A 20066-nucleotide genomic window follows, 5' to 3' on the forward strand; every position below is an offset into this window, starting at 1 on the left:
TCAGAAAGGCTGATCAGGCAGACGGGGGCACGTCCCCCGCCAGCCGCTGCAGCGCGGTCCGGACGTCGGGTTCGACGGCCGGATCTTTGCGCAGGGACAGGAAAACGGTCTGTGCGAGCGGAGCCGCACCATCGCCCTTGCGGAACCACGCCCGCAGAAAGACCTGCAGGCGCCTGCGGATGGAGACGGGCGTGGTTTCCCGTGCGGCGGCATCGCGCAGTTCGATCACCCACAGGCCCAGCGCCATCGCATTGAGATGCCGCGCCATATAGGCGAGCATCACATCCCGCGGGACACCCTGACAGCTCCGCACGGCGCGCACCATGCTGGCGGCGTTGATCGCCAGCCACTGGTGAACCGTCTGGCCACCGCCCCGCGCAATAAAACGGAGCTGCTGCTCGACCCAGGCCGACGTGCGCCTGAGATGGCTGTCAGCGCGGAACGGAAACACCACGCCGAACGTGACGCGCGTGAAGATGACTGCCCCCAGAAAAGCGCTGGCGCCGTTGAGGAACGACACCTCGTCATAGCGCATGAGATTTGACGGGCCGATCAGGACGGGCAGAAACATGTTGAACGAAAACGCATGGTTCACGAGCTTCGGCGCCCGGGCAGCCAAGCCGCCGATCACCATCGGGATCAGCAGGAGCAGCGCCAGATATTCCGGCGCCGTGACGGCGGGCACGACGAAAAACGCATAGATCCCCGCCACACCCGCGCACCACACCGCACCACGATAGAAACCGGACGACGCCAGCGCGGGGATCTCGCGGGTCGCCAGCAGCCCATACACCAGCGCCACGAAAGACACGAAGGCCGGCCCGGATGGCCAGGCCGTGACTTCCCATAAAAGCCAGGCGCCCATGATGCCCGTCGCGGCCCGCAGCCCGTTCAGGACCGCTTCGAGGATATGGCGCGGGGATCGCGTGCGGAACGTGAAGCGGTCATGAGGCGGGGGCGCGATGATGGCATGGATATGATTCCGCGCGGCCTCAAGGTCCCGGTCCACATCAATGCCGGTCGCCCCTCCCTGCGCCCGGGCCAGAACGGCGAGCAGACGCGCCAGAACCGCCCTCGCATGATCCGCGGTGCGTCGGGTGCCAGATCCCATTTCAAGAACGTCGAACTCGATGCGGGTATTGGCATCCACCAGTTCGGCCAGCAGGCGCCCCTCGGTTTCTGGATCGAACCGCCCCGCCCGCAGCACATCCGCGTGGAACGCCACCTTTGCCGTGACCTGCTGAAGCTTTCCGAGCAGCCGAGCCCGGGCTTCTTTCTGCACATTCGGCAGGAACAGGACCGCCAGCCCCGCTTCGCAGACCGTGCCCAGCATGATGTAGGTGCCCCGCGCCATGGCAACGTTGAAAACGTCGTCGGGCTGGCTGATCGCGCCGGTCGCCACGATGGCGGAGGTGAAACTGATGACGAGAAACCCGTAGCGGCGATACCCGTCCAGAAACGTCGCCCAACCGCAGCACAGCCCGATCCAGACTGCGAGCGCGATGAAGAACAGTCCCGCCTGCTGGGGGAACGCTGCGATCAGGGCGACGCCCATGCAGCCCCCGATGATCGTGCCCACAAACCGCCAGCGCGCCTTGGACAGGCTCTCCCCGCGCGAGGCCGTCGCCACGACCCAGACGGTCAGCGGCGCCCATTGCGGGCTGTCCAGCTCCATCCACATGGCGATGAGCAGGGACAGGATCGCTGCAACCGAAGTCCGAACCGCAAAGCCCAGATCCTTCGCGGACGGGGCAAACAGCCAGCCCCAGCGTTCGGTCAGGACATCCCGCAGCTCCGATCCGAATGTTGATCCCGACACCGCGAGATCGGCCGCTCTCCCGCTCAAACCTGACACTCTTCCGTCCGAAAAGCCGCAATCTGCGAAGAACGGTCCGGGCCTGTCCAACACATTGTCATGATTGCATCATAAGCCACGCTTATGATCTGCGTCAGACTGTCAGTGCATCTTCCAGAACGAGCTGCGTGGCGATTTCCCAGCTTCGGGACATCAGGGCCGTCTGCACCGGCTGTTTCAGCCGCACCAGACCGACCCCGGGGGAAGGACAGGATGCAAGCCGGCGGATCTGGAGCGGATTGGCGGGATCACGCTGATGCAGCAGGGCCGCGACGGGCAGGATCGTCGCCAGACGCCCGGCGAGCAGCTCCACATACAGCAGTTCGAGCGCGTTGGTCTCCAGCAGGACATTGGGCCTGACCCTGGCCTTCGCAAAGCACTCATCCACGATCTGCCGGGTCCGCATGGAATGGCCCAGAAGACCCAGCGGATGTTCCGCCGCATCCGCCCAGCTGAACGTCTTGCGGGACGGCAGCTCCATCCGGGAGCCGGCCACGAAGACATACTGTTCCGCATAAAGCTGGTGCGTCTCGAAACTGCCGTCTTCGGGAACCTGATCCAGATAGATCAGCCCCATCTGAAGGCGCTGTTCGGTCAGGTCATGGAGAATATCGGTATTGGCGGACACGGTCAGCTCCATATGGAGTGCCGGCACGGCGGCCCTGAGGCTTTCCATCAGCAGGGGCATGATCTGGATGGCGGGGGGGATGGTGCCTATGGAAAGCGTACCCCCTGCGACTTCATGCGCGAAATCGGCTTCCTGACGCAGACCATCCAGAGCCGCCATCGTCTGCCGCGCCCAGGCCAGTACGCGCTCGCCTTCCGGCGTCAGCCCCAGGACACGCCGGTTGCGCCGGACGATGGGCACGCCAAGTTCATGCTCAAGCTGACGGATCGCCATTGACAGCGCGGGCTGCGACACGTTGCAGTGTTCCGCGGCGCGGGAAAAATGCCGGTACTGGTCGAGAGCGATGAGATAGGTCAGCTGACGCAGGAACACGAGGGCTTGTCCATGAACACGGAAAGGGTAGGAAGTGTGTCGCCCTGATCCGTCCGTGGCAATCCGTCAGGCCGCGCGGAAGCGCGTCCCTGTCTCCTCCTCTGTGACCTGATTGCATCAGGACAGAAAATCCAGCCGATTATCACATATAGTTTTGAATATTTTCCCAATTATGCGTTATACTTTAGGGCTCAAGATGGCGAATCATCGTGCCTGTCACAGAAGAGCCTTCCCCTCGGTCCCCGGTACAGGCTGTTCTGTCCGGTTTTTTCTGCCTTTCCCCTGACAGGTCTGCCCTGCGGGTCGCCGGAGTTTTCCCGTCATGAGCGACACAGTGCTCAACCCCTCCCCCGCCCCCTCCGAAGCTTCCGCTGGCGCCCACTCTTCTGGCGCCGTCAAAACGCCCATGGTCGGGCGTATGATGTTCGCCGTCGTCCTGGCTGCCATTGCCGGCCTGATGTTCGGGCTGGATGTGGGTGTCATCTCCGGTGCGCTCGGCTTCATCCGTGACGAGTTCCACGCCACCGATTTCGAGCAGTCCTGGATCGTGTCGTCCATGATGTTCGGCGCGGCCGTCGGTGCCGTCGGTGCGGGCCGCATGTCCTATGCGTTCGGACGCCGCCGCTCCCTAATCTTCAGCGCATTCCTGTTCGTAGCGGGTGGGCTCGTCTGCGCGCTGGCGTCCTCTGTGTCCGAACTGATCATCGGGCGCACGATGCTGGGTCTGGCGATCGGTATCGGCAGCTTCGTGGCCCCGCTCTACATTTCCGAAGTCTCGGATATCTCGCGGCGCGGCAGTCTGGTGTCGATGTACCAGCTGATGATCACGCTGGGCATCCTGCTGGCCTTCGTGTCCAACGCCATCCTGTCCTATAGCGGCTCATGGCGCTGGATGCTGGGGATCATGGCCATTCCCGGCACGTTCTTCCTGATCGGTTCGTTCTTCCTGCCTGACAGCCCGCGCTGGCTGATGCTGCGTGGCCGTCATGAAGAAGCCCTGTCGATCATGAAGGAACTGCGTCACAACCCCGAACACGCCCATCAGGAAATCCGCGACATCGAAGGGCAGATCCATGACCGTCAGCGCGGTCTGGCGATGTTCCTGGAGAACCGCAACTTCCGCCGCGCCGTCCTCCTCGGCATCGTGCTTCAGGTCATGCAGCAGCTCACCGGCATCAATGTGGTCATGTACTACGCGCCGCGCATCTTCCAGGAAGTCGGCTTCGGGTCGAGCGGCCAGATGTGGGGCACGGCAATCGTTGGTGTGGTCAACTGGCTCGCCACATTCATCGCCATTGCCTTTGCGGACAGCTGGGGTCGTCGTCCAATGCTGATCACGGGATTTGCCATCATGTCAGCTGGCCTCGCGGTTCTGGCGACCATCATGTCGGGTGCCGTCGGCAATACGGACCTGTCGCATTACCTCGCGATCTCGGTCCTGCTGTGCTTCATCGCAGGCTTCGCCTTCTCGGCCGGTCCACTGGTCTGGGTTCTGTGCTCGGAAGTCATGCCGCTGCAGGGACGTGATTTCGGCATCACCTGCTCGACCGTCACCAACTGGATCACAAACATGGTGGTCGGTGCGACGTTCCTTGGGCTACTCACGACGCTCGGGGCTTCGCACACCTTCTGGCTCTATGCCGGACTGAATGCGGTGTTCATTTTCGTAGTGCTGTTCTTCGTTCCCGAGACCAAGGGCGTGTCCCTTGAAGCCATCGAAACCCGCCTCAACCAGGGCGTAAGCCTGCGCAATATCGGCCGCTGAACCCGGCTCTTCAATCGGGCCCTTACGGCACAAAAAAGCCCCCGTTCCTTGCCGGAACGGGGGCTTTTTTTTACGTCAGCCGCGACCAGCGGCGATCTTGCGATCAGTATTGTACTGGCTCAGCGCATAGACCGACCAGATGGCAGCCGGGATCCAGCCGATCACCGTGATCTGAAGGATCAGGCACACCAGCCCGGCAAACGGGCGGCCGATGGTGAAGAACTGCAGCCAGGGCAGAAGCAGGGCAAGAATGAGACGCATGGTGCTCTCCTTTCACAAAGATGCTCTGACATCAGTGATCGGTGAGAAACGCTCGGGATGCAACTCCGGTTCATGGAGGCACCCGCAAACGCAGGCCCCCGCACGCCTGGAGCGACAGTTCAGAGCGACTGGCCAACCGGCTTGGACGTCGCCGTCTTGGTCCGCATCCATCCGCCCTGAAAACCCGCACGCTCCAGCCCGGTCCGCAGATAGACGTTCTTCTTCATCGTGTTCCACACGAGGCCGCTGCGCCAGTTTTCCAGCATCAGCAGGATCGGCCCCTGATCGATGCCCAACTGCTGCCCATCAACCCAGTAGCTTTTCTGATCCGCAAAGGACGGATTGAAGGCGTCGAGGAAGCCATATTTGTTGTAAATCCGGTCCCCGTAACGGGCGCGCATTTCCTTGAGCGCCGGCAGGGCAATTTCCGGCGCAAAGGCGATGGACCCACCCACGGCCGTTGGCGCAATCGTGCCGTCATCCAGAATGTAATCGCGCCCGGCTCCGCGCGCGCTATAGGCCAGATAATGACGCTTCTTGCCGTCATAGACCTGCTGCGCATCGCCCGGACCGTCACAGGCGGTCAGACCCCAGATATTGGGCCCGTAATCCTTCCAGTCGCCCGGATTGGCCTGCGCATAGGCCCGCTGGGCATAGGCGGCTTCACGCCCGTTCTGGAAATAATCGACGTTATGGGCCCGGTCCCAGGCATCCTGAACGCCCCGGAAATCAATCCAGGATTCGCTGTACTGATGCCCGAACATCGGCGCGAAATTCAGCAGCTTGTGGCCCTGGAAGTCGCCCCACTGGTTCTCATAGGTCGCGGTCCATGCCTTCCAGGTCTCGGCCGGGAGCGGATGCGTCGGCGAACCCAGAGCCTGAAGATAGATAATCAGACCCTCGTTATAGCCCTTCCAGTCGCTCGGCAGGAACGTATGAGGCGGCATCCAGCCCATGCTGAGCCAGGGACCACGCGCCTTCATCCAAGTCCAGTCGATCCGACGATACAGCTTGTCCGCAACGTCGCGGATTTCCTTTTCCTGCGGCGTGTCATGATCGAAATAGGACTGCGAGAACAGCACGCCCCCCATCAGCAGCGCCGTATCAACGCTGGACAGCTCGGACCAGTCGGCAACACGCAGGCCGGTGTTGGGATCAAGGAAATGGTAGAAGAAACCCTTATACCCCGCAGCGCCCGAGACATGATCGTTCTGCGGCAGGCTGGCCAGGAAGCGCAGCGTCGTCAGGGTCCGGTCCACGGCCTGCTGGCGGGTGATGTAGTGCCGCTCCACGCCAATGCCGTAAGCCGTCAGCCCGAAGCCGACACTGGCAATGCTCGCCGCGCCATTGGGAAGCGGCGCACGGTCCGGCACGAGACCGTTTTTCGGATTGGCGGTTTCCCAGAACCAGTTGAACGTGCGCTTTTCAAGATCATCAACGAAAGCCGCATCGGCCGCAGGCAGGCTTGCAGGCTGAAGCGCCGGCGTCAGCGCGGTGCTGACCGTTGGCTCGGCCTGTGCGATGCCAAACGTTCCCGCCAGAGCCCCCAGTGCAAGACCAATCTGACAGAGGCGGGAAATCCGGGATTTTTTCCTTCGACCACTCCCGGTAGCTGGAGAGAAAGTCAGGACTTCGGAAGTCCGCTGCGTCCGGTGCTGCATGCTCATGCGGGGGAGGATAAGCAGAAGGAGTGACACCGACGCACCCACCGTTACATCAACTTTCCGTGACACCCGGAAAGTGAAGGAGCTCCGCCCTTGTAGGGTCATGCTTTATGACAGGATTGGGGCGAATGTAACATCACCGATATCTGAAATACTCGTATCCGAAACCACATCCCCCCTGCACGACTCTGTCTGGCACAGCATCCGGGCCGCAATTTCCGCCGTCACGAAGGTCGCAATGACCTCCGGCCGCTTGTCGCGCACCCCGAAATCCCCGATCGGGCAGACAAGACGGTCGATCTGCTCCTGCGGAATATCGATCTGACGGAAGGCGCTCTCAAATCGCTTGCGCTTCGTCCGCGATCCAATCATGCCGACATAGCGCAGGTCCCCGCGCTCCAGCGCCGCCCCCGTGATGAGCGCATCCAGCGTATGGCTCTGCGTCAGGACCAGAACGCCCGATCCGGCGGGAGCACCCTGAACAAGCGGCTCCCATTGCTCGGTGACATGTGCCTCCACGCCTGGCGGCACGGTCCCGAACTCCTCCTCGCGCGCATCCACCCAGACCAGCCGCAGCGGCAAAAGTGCCAGCGAACGCGCCAGAGCGCGCCCCACATGTCCGGCCCCAAACAGCAGCAGTTGCGGCAGCCTCTCCCATTCCGCACGGATTTCCGCCTCAAGGGCCTCGGGGACTCCCACACGCTCAATGCGAACCGTCACCGCCCCGCCGCAGCACTGGTTGATGGCCGGGCCCAGCGGAATATAGCGCTCAACCGTCTCTCCTCCCGAAGCGAGAAGCGCGCGTCCTTCCGCCATGCAGTCCCATTCCAGCCGACCACCGCCGATCGTGCCGGTCTGCTCGGTTTGGGTCAGGAGCATGAACGCGCCTTCTTCCCGTGGCGTCGAACCCCGGGCGCGGATGACGGTCAGGCGCACCATCTCCTGCCCCTCCCGCCGCCAGCGCAGAACATCCGCGAGCATACTCAGCCTGCGCGCTCTTGCAGCGACATGAGGGTTTTCAGTACCCGCTCAGGCGTGGCTGGTGCGTCAAGCTTCGGGCAGGTCCGGTAGTCGTCCAGACTGGCGATCGCGTCTGAAATGGCCTGCAAAACCGCGACCCCATGCACGAAAGGCGGCTCCCCGACGGCCTTGGAACGGAAAATCGTCTCCTCCCGGTTCGGTGCATTTTCCAGCAGCTCCACATTGAAAATCCGTGGCCGGTCGGAACAGGCCGGGATCTTGTAAGTGCTGGGCGCATGGGTCCGCAGACGTCCGGCGGGGTCCCAGACCAACTCCTCAGTTGTCAGCCAGCCCGCGCCCTGCACAAACCCGCCTTCGATTTGCCCGATATCAATATCCGGATTGAGGGACTGTCCGGCATCATGCAGGATGTCCACGCGGTCGATGCTGTGCTCCCCCGTCAGCAGATCGACCGAGACTTCCGCACAGGCCGCGCCATAGGCGAAGTAAAAGAACGGTCGCCCGCGCCCGGTTTCGGGATTCCAGGAAATCTTCGGCGTCTTGTAAAACCCGTTCGAGGACAGCGAGACCCGCGCGAAATAGGCCTGCCAGGCGAGTTGCTGGAAGGTCATGATCTCCGCGCCGACATGTACGCCATCGGGCCGGAAATGGATGTCTTCGGCCGCCACGGCCCATTTTTCAGCCGCGAACGTGATCATCCGATCCTTGATCTTCCGAACGGCGTCCAGCACCGCCATGCCGTTCAGATCCGCCCCCGAAGACGCCGCCGTGGCGGACGTGTTCGGAACTTTCCCGGTCGTCGTGGCCGTGATGCGGACGCGATCCGCCGTCAGGCCGAACTCGCGCAGGACGATCTGCACCATCTTGGTGTGCAGCCCCTGCCCCATTTCCGTCCCGCCATGGTTCACCTGAACCGAGCCGTCCGTATAGACATGCACCAGCGCACCGGCCTGATTGTAATGGGTGGCGGTGAAGGAAATTCCGAATTTCACCGGCGTCAGCGCAATGCCGCGACGGATGATGCGGCTGGTACGGTTGAACGCCCGGATCTCCGCCTTGCGCGCCTGATAATCGCAGCGCGCGACCAGCTTTGTGAGGATCTCGGCCGTAATCGAGTCCTCGACCGTCATGTGATACGGCGTGAGATTGCGCGTCCCGGTCCCGTAGACATTCCGCAGACGGACCGTCACGGGATCAAGCCCGGTCGCAAATGCGACTTCCTCGATCACACGCTCCGCCGCGACAATCCCCTGCGGTCCACCAAAACCGCGATAGGCGGTGTTGGACTGGGTGTTGGTCCGCAACGGTTCGGATTTCAGCCGCACATCGGGATAGAAATAGGCATTATCGGCATGAAACAGCGCCCGGTCCGTCACAGGTCCGGACAGATCCGCCGCCCAGCCGCAGCGTGCAGCCAGAACCATGTCCACGGCCAGAATATCGCCCTCGTCCGTGAAGCCAACATCATAGTCGATCAGGAAGTCATGCCGCTTTCCGGTCGCCATCATGTCATCATCGCGGTCCAGACGCGCCTTGACCGCCTGCCCGGTCCGGTCAGCGGCGATGGCGGCCAGACAGGCCCAGGCATTGGCCTGCGTCTCCTTTCCGCCGAACGCTCCGCCCATACGCCGCACTTCCGTCGTAACCAGATGATGCGGCCGCCCGAGCACGGCGGCGACCAGATGCTGCGTCTCGGACGGATGCTGCGTGGAGGACCAGATCCGCATTTCCCCGGCCTCTCCGGGTTGGGCAAGCGCGGCCTGCCCTTCCAGATAGAAATGCTCCTGTCCGCCAATCTCGATCTGCCCCGACAGCCGGCGCGGCGCAGCCTTCAGGCCACGTTCCACGTCGCCGCGCTGCATGGTCAGGGAACGCCAGACCATCGGGCTGCCATTCTCCCGCGCCTGCGCGATGTTCAGGATCGCGGGTTTTTCCTCATATTCGATCTTCGCCAGCCGCACGGCCTGCCGCGCCGCCTGACGCGACGTCGCCACCACAGCGAACATCACCTGCCCCCAGAAATGGACATGATCCGTCGCCAGAAGCGGCTCGTCTTCCCGATGAACCGGGCTGATCTGGTTTTCCCCCGGCACATCTGCCGCCGTCAGCACACACACAACACCCGGCGCGGCGCGCACGGCATCCAGATCCATCGACACGATCCGCGCATGCGCTTTCGTGCTCAGCCCTGGCACGAGATGCAGCGTGCCACGTGGCTCAGGCATGTCGTCGATATAGGTCGCCCGCCCCGTCACATGCAGCAGCGCGCTTTCATGCTTCATGCTGGTGGACGCGGCACCCGGAACGAGATCAGACATGCGCCAGCCCTCCCGTCCGGGCGAGGCGCGCCTGTTCAGTACCCGTCGTTTCTTCAAAAAACCGCGTCAGCAGATTGGCGGCCACGGTCTGCCGGTACCAGGCACTCGCCCGCATATCCGTCAGCGGGGCGAAGTCTTCCAGAACCGCCGTCCGTGCCGCCTCAAGCGCGTTTTCGTCCCAGACCCGTCCGAGCAATGCCGCCTCTGCGCCTGACGCCCGTTTCGGCGTGGCTGCCATGCCGCCATAAGCCAACCGGGCTGTGGCAATCCGACCTTGATCTTCCGTTTCGATCATGAAAGCGCCAAGAACAGCGGAAATATCCTGATCGAAGCGCTTGGAAATCTTGTAGGCGCGGAACTGCGCGTTCTGTGCCGGTGCTGGAATGGTCAGCGCCTCCACGAACTCGCCGGGCTGACGATCCTGCTTTCCGTAAGCAATGAAATAATCTTCCAACGCGATGGACCGACGCTCCGCCCCGCGTCGCAGATGCAGCGTCGCATTGGCCGCAATAAACATCGGCGGCCCGTCTCCGATCGGGGAACCATTTGCGATATTCCCGCAGACGGTCGCGCTGTTCCGCACCTGCGTGGAGCCCAGACGGCGGATCATTTCCCCCGCATCCGGCAGCAGTTCCGCAATGGCCAGTCGTGCGTCCTGATACGTCACCGCAGCTCCGATCCGCAGGCTTTCGGGCGTTCTGGTCAAAGCCCGCAGTTCAGGAACGCGCCCGATCGGCACGACATGCTTCAGGCGACGCATCCCCTTCGTCACCCACAACCCCACATCCGTAGCACCCGCAACGATGGTCGCTTCCGGATCGGCCATCAGGATCTCCGCCAGATCATCCGCAGACGCCGGGATGCTAAGCGTGCCTTCAGGCCCTTCAAGCCGCACGCTTTCGCCGTCCTGCAACGCCGTCAGACGCGCGGCAATCGCCTCCACCTGCGCATCAAAACGGTCCGGCCCCGCCGCCATCGCCTGTTTCATGGCCCGTACAATCGGCGCATAGCCGGTGCAGCGGCACAGATTGCCGGCCAGTGCGTCATCAATGGCCTGATCGTCCGCCGTCGCCCCTTCGGTCTTGCGATAGGCGGCCATCGACATGACGAAACCCGGCGTGCAGAACCCGCATTGCGAGCCATGCTGTTCAACCATGGCACTCTGCACGGGATGCGGCGCATCCGGCGTGCCGAGATCCTCGATCGTATAGATCTGCGCGCCGTCCAGCATGCTGACGAACTGGATGCAGGCATTGACCGCGCGCCAGTTCAGCCGCCCGTCTTCAAGCCGGACGACCAGCACCGTGCAAGCCCCGCAATCGCCCTCATTGCAACCTTCCTTGGTGCCGGTCCGGCCACGATCACGCAGCCAGTCCAGCAGGCTCAGCGTCGGGGACACATCCCTGAGCGTGCAGAGGTCTTCCCCCAGATAGAAACGGATGGTCTGGCGCATCGGGCGGAATCTCGGGCAAAAATACGAGGGGGCGTGCAGCCTTCTGTGCCTCATGGCAGGTGTTGCCGTCTATATCCAAGATCGGAACAAACCGTTGCCTTTTTTAGAGCAGCGGATAATGACAGGCCACCGTTCTCCCTTCCGCAACCTGCCGCAGTTCCGGCCGGTCCTGCGAGCAGCGCGGCTGGGCCAGCGGACAGCGCGTATGAAACGCACAGCCCTGCGGCGGATGGATCGGGCTCGGCACGTCGCCTTTAAGCGGCGGCGGCAAGGGCCGGTCCGGACGCGGCACCGCATTCAGCAACGCCCGCGTATAAGGGTGGGCTGGGGCTTCCAGAACCGCCATCACATCCCCTTCCTCCACGATCCGCCCCAGATACATGACGGCAATCCGGTCTGCCATCTGACGTACAACCGCCAGGTCATGAGAAATGAACACACACGCCACGCCCAGCGAATTGCGCAGATCCCGCAGCAGATTCACGATCTGCGCCTGCACAGACACATCGAGTGCTGACGTCGGCTCATCCGCCACCAGAAGATCCGGCCCCAGCATCAAGGCGCGGGCAATGTTCAGACGCTGCCGCTGCCCGCCGGAGAACTCATGCGGATAGCGGGACAGAACGGAAGACGACAGGCCCACCTGCTCCAGCAACGCCTCGATCCGTTCTGCAATGCCCGTCCGTCCATGGATCCGCATCGGTTCCGCCAGCGTGTCGCCGATGGTGCGGCGCGGATTGAACGTCGAGGACGAGTCCTGAAACACCATCTGCATCCGCGGCCGCCAGCGGCGCAGCGCCCGGTCCGACAGACCGGAAATCCGTTCACCCTCAAAGAACACATCGCCCGAACTCGGCGCCCCCAGCCCGATCAGCGTCCGGCCCAGCGTGGACTTGCCACAGCCGGACTCTCCGACCAGCGCCAGCGCCTCCCCGCGATGCACGACCAGCGACACATCGCTCACGGCGCGCAGGGTTTCTCCATGCGACAGGCGGTAGTGTTTGCTGAGGTTTTTCGCTTCAAGCAGGATGGTCATGCGTCGTACAGCACGCAGGCCACGCGCCGCCCTTCTTCCGGTTCACGCAGCGCCGGACGCTCGGCACAATCCGGTCGCACGTACCGGCAGCGCGGCGCGAAAACACAGCCTTCCGGCCGCGCATCGGGGGCCGGTGGACGCCCCGGAATGGTCGGCAGCGCATCCGGCCTTGGACCGTCCAGCGGCGGGATCGCCTCCAGCAAAGCCTGCGTATAGGGATGCAGCGGCCGCGCCATGACTGCCGCAACCGGCCCCTGTTCCACGACAAGCCCGGAATAGACGACCGCCACATGCGTGCAGGTCTGCGCCACCACGCCCATGTCGTGCGTGATCAGCATCACACCTGCCCCGCTGTCGCGGATTTCGCACAGAAGCGTCAGGATCTGCGCCTGAACGGTGACATCAAGTGCTGTGGTCGGTTCATCCGCGATCAGAAGCGCCGGATCACAGGACAGCGCCATTGCGATCATGGCGCGTTGACGCAAGCCGCCGGAAAGCTGGTGCGGATAGCGCTTCGCCGCCGCTTCCGGATCAGGCACGCCCATCCGTCCCAGCAGCAGCACCGTCCGCGCGCGGGCCTCGCGACGGCTTACGGGCTCATGCAAACGGATCTGCTCGTCGATCTGCGCCCCGATAGAGCGGACCGGCAGGAACGCCGTCATCGGGTCCTGAAAGATCATGGCCATGCCCGCACCACGCAGACGCCGCCACTCACGATCTTTCATCCCCAGCAGTTCGCGCCCCTCAAAACGGATGGAACCCGAGGCTTTCAGCCCCGGCAACAGCCCCATGACGCTCATGGCCGTCAGGCTCTTTCCCGACCCGGATTCCCCCACCACGCCCAGCGCATCCCCGCGCCAAACGGTCAGGGACACGTCTTCCAGCAAAGCGGTCCCATTCGGCAGCTCCAGATGCAGATGATGCAGCTTTAAAAGAGCATCAGCGCCCATGCCGTCCCTCCATGATCCGTGGGTCCAGCAGGGCATAAAGCCCGTCCACCAGCGCATTGGCGATAACGACGAACACGGCGGCATACATGACGGTCGCCATGATGAGCGGCAGGTCGAGCGTCGCCAACGCCTGATAGGTCAGCCGCCCCACGCCCGGCATGGCGAACACGACTTCCGTCAGAAGCGCCCCCCCACCCAGAAGCTGCGCAAAATCCAGCCCGAACAGCGAAATATAGCTCAGCCAGGACAGCCGCAGACCATGCCACAGCCACACGCGCACCGGCCCGGCTCCCTTGGCGCGCGCCGTGCGGATGGCGTCTTCGCTCATGGCAGTCAGCAGTTCGGAACGCAGGACCCGCGCATACAGGCCGATGAAACACACAGCGAGCGTCAGGGAGGGCAGGAACAGCGCCTTTGCCCAGCCCCACGGGCTCTGCGAAAACGGCACGTATCCAAGCGGCGGCACCCAGCGGAACAGAAACGTGTCATGCCAGCGGCTCTGCGTGACGAGATTGACGACCTCGCCCAGCCAGAACACCGGCATGGACAGCCCGATCAGCCCCAGAACCATCAGCAGCCGGTCCACCCAACTATCGCGCAGAACGGCCGAGGCAATCCCGAACACCAGCGATCCACTGATCCAGAAAAACGCCGCCCACAGCACCAGCGAGAGCGTCACGGGTGCCGCCTGCAAAACTTCCGGCACAACCCGCTGCCCGTGATTGACGAAAGACGTCAGGTCCCGGGTGACGAACAGCTTTTCCATCATCTTCACGTACTGAACGGGCAAAGGTCGATCGAACCCATACTCCGCGCGGATGCGTTCCACGACCTGCGGACTGGCGCCCCGGCCTGCAATGCGCGCCGTCGGGTCCGCACCCGGTGTCGCAAAGAAAATGCAGAACACCAGAACGGAAATCCCGAAAATGACCAGCAGCATCTGCCCGGTCCGGGAAGCCAGACTGCGGATCATCGGCCTGCTCCTTTCGGATCGAGCTGATCCCGCAGCGCATTGCCCAGAACATTGAGCGCCAGAACGGTCAGAACGATCGCCAGCCCCGGCACGATGGCCACCATGGGCCGCGTATAGAGCAGCCCTTCTCCGTCCTGAATGATCGTCCCCCAGGACGCCGCCGGGGCCTGCACACCGAGCGACAGAAAGGACAATGCGGATTCCGCCAGCATGCACAGCGCCATCACCAGGGGAGCCAGAACGGCCATGGTCGGCGTCAGCCCCGGCAGGATTTCCCGCCATAGAATACGGAAATCCGACGCTCCCATCCCCCGCGCCGCCATGACGAACCCCGCCTGCGACAGGCTCAGTGCCCGTGCCCGCAACGGCCGCGCCGCATAAGGCACATAGACCAGTGCAATAATCCCGATCGGGATCAGCAGATTATCCGCCCCGATGGTCACAGGCCCAAGCCGGATGCCATGCCCCACCGTGACGACGGACAGCGAAATCGCGAACAGATAGACCGGGATCGCCCAGAGCATATCCAGAATGCGCGACAGGATCAGGTCGATCCAGCCGCCGAAATACCCCGCACAAATCCCGATACAGGCCGCCAGACACAGACAGAACGTCGCAGAGGCTGCCGCAATCAGCAGGGAATTGCGCCCGCCATACAGAACCCGTGCGGCAACGTCGCGTCCCTGCGAGTCCGCCCCCAGCGCATAAGGCCCCGGCCGCCAGTCCGGTCCGATCGGACTGAGACCCAGATGAAGCGGATTGTCATTCGGCTGCATGAGATCAACGCGCTGCCCGTTCCGGATCGTCGTCCCCGCGATGTCGGAGGAGAACGGGTCAATCCCGTTGAGAGTGGCGTAAAGCGGGGCCAACAGGCAGGCGAAGATGATGGAAAGGAGGAGCAGAGCCGCGAAGGCGCCGTCACGGCGTGTCAGAACAGCGCGGATAATCCGCCGATAACTTCCTTCCACGCCTGCTCCAATCCGTTCCGGTTCGTGATCTTTTTCGTTCTACAGCACGAACGGGCCCGGACAGAAGGGGGTCTTTGTCAATCAGACCAGTTGATAGGCTGGCCTGCGCACATGCAGACGGATGCGCTGCTGAAGCGCGACCAGATCGGGAAGGAGTTCATTGTGGAGCGCGCGCACGCTGTCATGCGCGGCATAGAAGCGTCTCGTCCCGCTCTCGCTGACCAGAATGGCCGCACCGAGAAAAACGCCGTTGATTTCGATGACTGTTGAACCAAGCATGATGCCGGACCCTGAAGAACGAGCCCGACACCCCTTTTATCGGGCCAGTTGCCGGGCGTTATGACACGCCGGAGACGATTGCCTCCGGGCCTGAAGCGGAGCAGCGTTTGCGCTGCGTGCTACACATTCGACACATCATTGACCGACCGGTCCCGTTGCTGTGGATGCCACTTGAGGCTGTCAGATACGATGCCCTGCGCCGTGCCGTCAACATATAACGCATGAACATGATGTGATATCGACGCCGCATACATAATAACGCTATTGTTTCGTTGTAACGGAAATCATCATTTACCGTCTGCCCTTTTCCCCATTTCCCGTGTTAAGTGAGGCCATGAGCAAGAAGGTTCCGCTGTCCCCCGCCCCGTTCGAAGGTTATGCCGCCCCCAGGGGACGCGTTTTCAACTCCTTTCTGGAAACAGTGGGAGGCACACCGCTGGTCGCGCTGCCCCACCTGACCCAGCGTGAGCATCTCAACGGGCGGCTGCTCCTCAAGCTGGAATTCTTCAACCCGCTCGGCTCCGTCAAGGACCGGATCGGTGTGGCCATGCTGCGGGATGCCGAAGCCCGCGGCCTGATTACGCCGGGCCGCACTGTCCTGATCGAGCCGACTTCGGGCAATACCGGCATTTCGCTCGCTTTCGCGGCCGTGGCGCTGGGATACCGCCTGATCGTCACCATGCCGGAAAATGCCTCGACCGAGCGCCGCAAGATGCTGCGCCTGATGGGCGCGGATACCGAACTGACGCCTGCATCCCGCGGCATGGCCGGTGCCATCGAACGCGCCGAGCAGCTTAACCGCACCCTGCCTGACGCCTGGATGCCGAGCCAGTTCGAAAACGACGCCAACCCGGCCGTGCATGAAGCCACGACGGCTCAGGAAATCTGGGAAGATACGGCAGGCAAGGTCGATATGGTCGTGGCCGGTCTGGGAACAGGCGGTACGGCGTCCGGCATTGCCCACGGGCTCAAGAAACATCGTAAATCCATCAAGATCTATGGTGTGGAACCGCGGGAAAGTGCTGTGCTGCACGGCGACGAGCCCGGCCCGCATGGCATTCAGGGCATCGGCCCGGGTTTTGAGCCCGATACGCTGGATCTCAAGGCGCTGGATGGCGTGTTCGAGGTCTCCGAACAGGAAGCAGTGGCAACGGCACGGCTCTGTGCGGCCGTTGAGGGCATCCCCATCGGAATTTCCTCGGGAGCAGCCCTGTTCGCGGGAATGGAACTGGCCCGCAAGCCCTCCAGCCGCGGCAAGACGATCGTTGCCATCGTCCCGTCTTTCGCGGAACGCTACCTCTCCACACAGCTCTTCGACGGGCTGGCTTGAGCATCAATAAAACAACTATAAACAAAAGTTGTTTTATTTAATATGCGTTTATGTTCGTTATTAACTCGAAGTCCTGTTCCGCTCTCCTGAAGAAGAGTCGGGACGGCTGAGAGGAGATAACGTCATGAACCTGTTTTCCGGCCGTCCGACATCCTTCGATCCCGCCTGGGCCACGCATGGCCTGCCTGATACGGGCCGCCAGCAGATCGCCGGAGCCTTCCAGCGCCTCGGCCAGCAGGTCGAACTGCTGCTGATCCCTGGCCTCTTCGGTTCGGGTCCGGATCACTGGCAGTCTCACTGGGAACAGGCTTATGGCCTGAAACGTCTGCACCAGACGGACTGGGAAACGCCCAGCCCCGCAGACTGGGAAGCAGCGCTTACCGCTGCGGTCGAGGCGTCATCCCGTCCGGTTTTCCTGATCGCCCACAGTCTCGGCGGCGTGCTGAGCGCGAAATGGCTGAGCCGTCATGGTGGCCAGAAGGTGGCCGGGGCCTTTCTGGTCGCACCTGCCGATATCGACCAGACAGCACATCCGGAAGTCGAACGCATCCGCGCTTTCGGCCCGCTTCCCCACATACCCCTGCCGGTCCCCACCGCGATCATGGCCAGCAGCAATGACCCCTGGCTGTCCCTGCCGCGTGCGCGGGAACTGGCCGGTCAGTGGCAGTCGGATTTTCTGGAAGCGGGTGCTGTCGGCCATATCGGCAGCAGCGAACCGCTGGGTCTGTGGGAGCATGGCGCGACGGCCATGCTCGATTTCGCCCGCAGAAAACTCCCGTTCCGGGTGCAGTGACCGCACCCGGAAGCATCTGCCTCAGGACTTGCCGGAGATCGGTTTCCAGCGGTTGAGCAGCAGGGAGTTGCTGACCACCGAGACGGAACTCATGGCCATGGCAGCGCCCGCCACGATCGGATTCAGCATTCCGAAAGCCGCCAGCGGCAGGCCCAGAATGTTGTAGATGAAGGCGAAGAACAGGTTCTGCCTGATCTTGGACAGGGTCGCATTGGACAGCGAAATCGCATCCAGAACGCCGGTCATCTCGCTCTTCATCAGCACGACATCGGCCGTATCGAGAGCCACAGCAGAGCCCGCGCCGATGGCGAAGCCGACATCGGCGGCCGCCAGGGCCGGCGCATCATTGATGCCATCGCCCACCATGCCGACCAGACCGCCCTGCGCCCGGTATTTCGCAACACCATCCGCCTTGTGCTCGGGCAGCACGCCGGCGAGATAGTCATCCACGCCAACCTGTCGCGCCACGACAGAGGCCGCGCGTTCGTTGTCGCCCGTCAGCATCACGACCCGGATGCCGCGGGCCTTCAGAGCCTTCACGGTCGCCACAGCATCGGCCCGGAGTTCATCCGCCAGTGCGATAATGCCCAGAACCTGACCGCCCTGCGCTACTGCGATGACGGTATTGCCCTCGCTTTCCAGCGCAGCAACCGGCAGCGCAGACAGATCCAGACCACTCGCCTGCATGAAGGCTGGCGAACCCAGACGCGCTTCCTGTCCCCCAACCTGCGCCACCACGCCCTTGCCCGGAACAGCCTGAAAGCCTTCCGCGGCAACAGCGGCACTGACACCGTGACTTTCCGTATAGTCCACAATGGCGCGGGCCAGCGGATGCTCGGAATTATGCTCAAGGGCATGGGCGACGCTCAGCAGCGTCTCCACCGACATGCCCGTTGCCGGATGAACGGCGGCAACCGTGGGACGCCCCTGCGTCAGCGTGCCGGTCTTGTCGACGATGATGGTCTTGAGCTTCTCGGCCCGCTCCAGCGCATCGGCATTGCGGAACAGGATGCCGGACTGCGCACCACGCCCCGTCCCGACCATGATGGCCGTTGGCGTCGCCAGACCCAGCGAACACGGGCAGGCAATCACCAGTACGGATACGGCCGAGACGAGACTCCATGTCGCGGAACCGGTCACGGCCCAGCCGATCAGGAAGGTGAGAACGGCGATCCCGATAACCGTAGGCACGAAAATGCCCGAAACCTTATCGGCCAGACGCTGCACATTGGCCTTCGACCCCTGTGCCTGCTCGACCATCTTCACGATCCGCGCCAGCGCCGTATCCGCACCCACGCCGGTCGCCCGGACACGCAGCGCACCGTTGGCGTTCATCGTGCCACCAAAGACGTCCTGCCCGACTTCCTTGAGAACCGGGACGCTCTCACCCGTCAGCATGGACTCGTTGACTTCGGAAGACCCCTCGATGATCTCGCCATCCACAGGCACGCTTTCGCCCGGACGCACGACGAAGATGTCCCCGACATGCATGTCCGCAACCGCACGGTCCACGATCGCACCATCACGCTCGACATGCGCGATCTGCGGCTGAAGCTGGAGCAGGCTTTCGATCCCCGCGCTCGTCTTGTTCTTGGCGCGGGTCTCCATGAGCTTGCCGAGCGAAATCAGCGTGATGATGGATGCGCTGGCTTCGAAATAAACATGCTGGTGCAGTCCGAACACCACGACGACCGCACTGAACAGCCAGGCAATGGACGTTCCGAGCACGACCAGCACATCCATGTTGGCCGAGCCGCCGCGCACGGCGTTCCAAGCCCTGCGATACAGATGCGCGCCACAGACGAACTGCACGATCGTGGCGAACAGGAACTGCACCGGAACCGGCACGATCATGCGCCCGAAGAACATGCCGATCATCTCGGCAAAAAGCGGCAGGGACAGGACAAGCGTCAGGATGAAGCGGTTGCGCTCACGCTTCCAGATGGCGGCCCGCTTGGCTTTGGGGTCTTCACGGGTGCCTTCGTCCAGACGCTGCGCTCCAAATCCGGCCTTCTCGATCTTCCCGATCAGGAAAGCCGGCTCGACTACGCCGGGAATGTAATTGATATGCGCCCGTTCGGCCGCGAAATTCACGCTGGCCTGTACGGAAGGCTGGCGGTTCAGGATCTTTTCAATCCGGGCCGCACAGGCCGCGCAGGTCATGCCCGACAGCGACAGGTCAAGGCTCTGCTCGTCCACGGAGAAGCCCGCACGACGCACGGCCGCCACGACGCTTTCAACGGAGGACGAGGCGTTTTCAAAAGCGACCTGCGCGCGCTCGGACGCAAAGTTCACGGTCGCCTTCACACCGTCCTGACGGTTGAGGACTTTTTCAATCCGCGCGGCACAGGCGGCGCAGGTCATGCCACCGACGGGGAAACTGATCGTTTCTGACATCTGGAAAGGGTCCTGTCGGCTAGGAGGATTCTGCAAAGGGTTC

16 protein-coding genes are annotated in these 20066 nt (G+C 62.9%); 3 read left to right on the forward strand and 13 right to left on the reverse strand.

Translation table 11 applies throughout. The features are described from left to right. Positions 1 to 13: 13 nt before the first annotated feature. Both HKD27_RS04870 and HKD27_RS04875 read right to left on the reverse strand, forming a co-directional pair. Entirely contained in the window at positions 14 to 1855 is a 1842-nt protein-coding gene (locus tag HKD27_RS04870; RefSeq protein WP_370544232.1) for an FUSC family protein, read from the reverse strand. A 94-nt stretch (positions 1856 to 1949) separates the two neighbouring features. Continuing rightward, positions 1950 to 2855, reverse strand: coding sequence for a LysR family transcriptional regulator (locus tag HKD27_RS04875; protein WP_194688681.1), 906 nt, complete (start codon positions 2853 to 2855; stop codon positions 1950 to 1952). Between the two features lie 322 nt (positions 2856 to 3177). Here HKD27_RS04875 and HKD27_RS04880 point away from each other — a divergent pair, with 322 nt between their 5' ends. Then, positions 3178 to 4620, forward strand: a complete 1443-nt coding sequence (locus tag HKD27_RS04880; RefSeq protein ID WP_276525785.1) for a sugar porter family MFS transporter — start codon at positions 3178 to 3180, stop codon at positions 4618 to 4620. Positions 4621 to 4695: 75 nt separating this feature from the next. On the opposite strand, the gene HKD27_RS04885 is transcribed toward HKD27_RS04880, so the two are convergent. The 10 genes from HKD27_RS04885 to HKD27_RS04930 all read right to left on the reverse strand — a co-directional run bounded on the left by HKD27_RS04885 (position 4696) and on the right by HKD27_RS04930 (position 15503). Next, positions 4696 to 4881 (reverse strand): YqaE/Pmp3 family membrane protein, encoded by a 186-nt coding sequence (locus HKD27_RS04885; protein ID WP_062497689.1) that lies wholly within the window; start codon positions 4879 to 4881, stop codon positions 4696 to 4698. A gap of 119 nt (positions 4882 to 5000) precedes the next feature. Then, a complete protein-coding gene (locus tag HKD27_RS04890) occupies positions 5001 to 6548 on the reverse strand; it encodes a glucoamylase family protein (protein ID WP_194688807.1) in 1548 nt (515 codons plus the stop codon). Positions 6549 to 6653: 105 nt separating this feature from the next. Further along, on the reverse strand, positions 6654 to 7526 hold the full coding sequence (xdhC, locus tag HKD27_RS04895; RefSeq protein ID WP_194688680.1) for a xanthine dehydrogenase accessory protein XdhC: 873 nt from the start codon (positions 7524 to 7526) through the stop codon (positions 6654 to 6656). Between the two features lie 2 nt (positions 7527 to 7528). Continuing rightward, complete coding sequence (gene xdhB, locus HKD27_RS04900) at positions 7529 to 9844, reverse strand: xanthine dehydrogenase molybdopterin binding subunit (RefSeq protein ID WP_194688679.1); 2316 nt, start codon at positions 9842 to 9844, stop codon at positions 7529 to 7531. After that, entirely contained in the window at positions 9837 to 11297 is a 1461-nt protein-coding gene (xdhA, locus tag HKD27_RS04905) for a xanthine dehydrogenase small subunit (RefSeq protein ID WP_194688678.1), read from the reverse strand. The genes xdhB and xdhA overlap by 8 nt, the downstream gene beginning before the upstream one ends. 103 nt (positions 11298 to 11400) lie before the next feature. Then, positions 11401 to 12333 (reverse strand): ABC transporter ATP-binding protein, encoded by a 933-nt coding sequence (locus tag HKD27_RS04910; RefSeq protein WP_194688677.1) that lies wholly within the window; start codon positions 12331 to 12333, stop codon positions 11401 to 11403. After that, a complete protein-coding gene (locus tag HKD27_RS04915) occupies positions 12330 to 13283 on the reverse strand; it encodes an ABC transporter ATP-binding protein (protein WP_194688676.1) in 954 nt (317 codons plus the stop codon). The genes HKD27_RS04910 and HKD27_RS04915 overlap by 4 nt, the downstream gene beginning before the upstream one ends. Next, a complete protein-coding gene (locus HKD27_RS04920) occupies positions 13273 to 14256 on the reverse strand; it encodes an ABC transporter permease (RefSeq protein WP_194688675.1) in 984 nt (327 codons plus the stop codon). The genes HKD27_RS04915 and HKD27_RS04920 overlap by 11 nt, the downstream gene beginning before the upstream one ends. Further along, entirely contained in the window at positions 14253 to 15224 is a 972-nt protein-coding gene (locus HKD27_RS04925; protein ID WP_370544233.1) for an ABC transporter permease, read from the reverse strand. Before HKD27_RS04925 ends, HKD27_RS04920 begins: the two co-directional genes overlap by 4 nt. Before the next feature lie 81 nt (positions 15225 to 15305). Further along, positions 15306 to 15503, reverse strand: coding sequence for a hypothetical protein (locus tag HKD27_RS04930; protein WP_062508013.1), 198 nt, complete (start codon positions 15501 to 15503; stop codon positions 15306 to 15308). 334 nt (positions 15504 to 15837) lie between these two features. Between HKD27_RS04930 and cysK the strand changes: the two genes are divergently transcribed. Together cysK and HKD27_RS04940 are read left to right on the forward strand one after the other, a co-directional pair. Beyond that, a complete protein-coding gene (gene cysK, locus HKD27_RS04935; RefSeq protein WP_194688674.1) occupies positions 15838 to 16833 on the forward strand; it encodes a cysteine synthase A in 996 nt (331 codons plus the stop codon). Between the two features lie 124 nt (positions 16834 to 16957). Further along, entirely contained in the window at positions 16958 to 17626 is a 669-nt protein-coding gene (locus HKD27_RS04940; RefSeq protein WP_194688673.1) for an alpha/beta hydrolase, read from the forward strand. A 21-nt stretch (positions 17627 to 17647) separates the two neighbouring features. On the opposite strand, the gene HKD27_RS04945 is transcribed toward HKD27_RS04940, so the two are convergent. Next, positions 17648 to 20023 carry a heavy metal translocating P-type ATPase gene (locus tag HKD27_RS04945; protein ID WP_194688672.1) on the reverse strand — a complete coding sequence of 792 codons (2376 nt, stop codon included), beginning with the start codon at positions 20021 to 20023 and terminating at the stop codon, positions 17648 to 17650. Positions 20024 to 20066 lie beyond the last annotated feature (43 nt).

The sequence above is a fragment of the Gluconobacter sp. R75690 genome (assembly GCF_015244525.1).
GTDB classification, from domain to species: domain Bacteria; phylum Pseudomonadota; class Alphaproteobacteria; order Acetobacterales; family Acetobacteraceae; genus Gluconobacter; species Gluconobacter potus.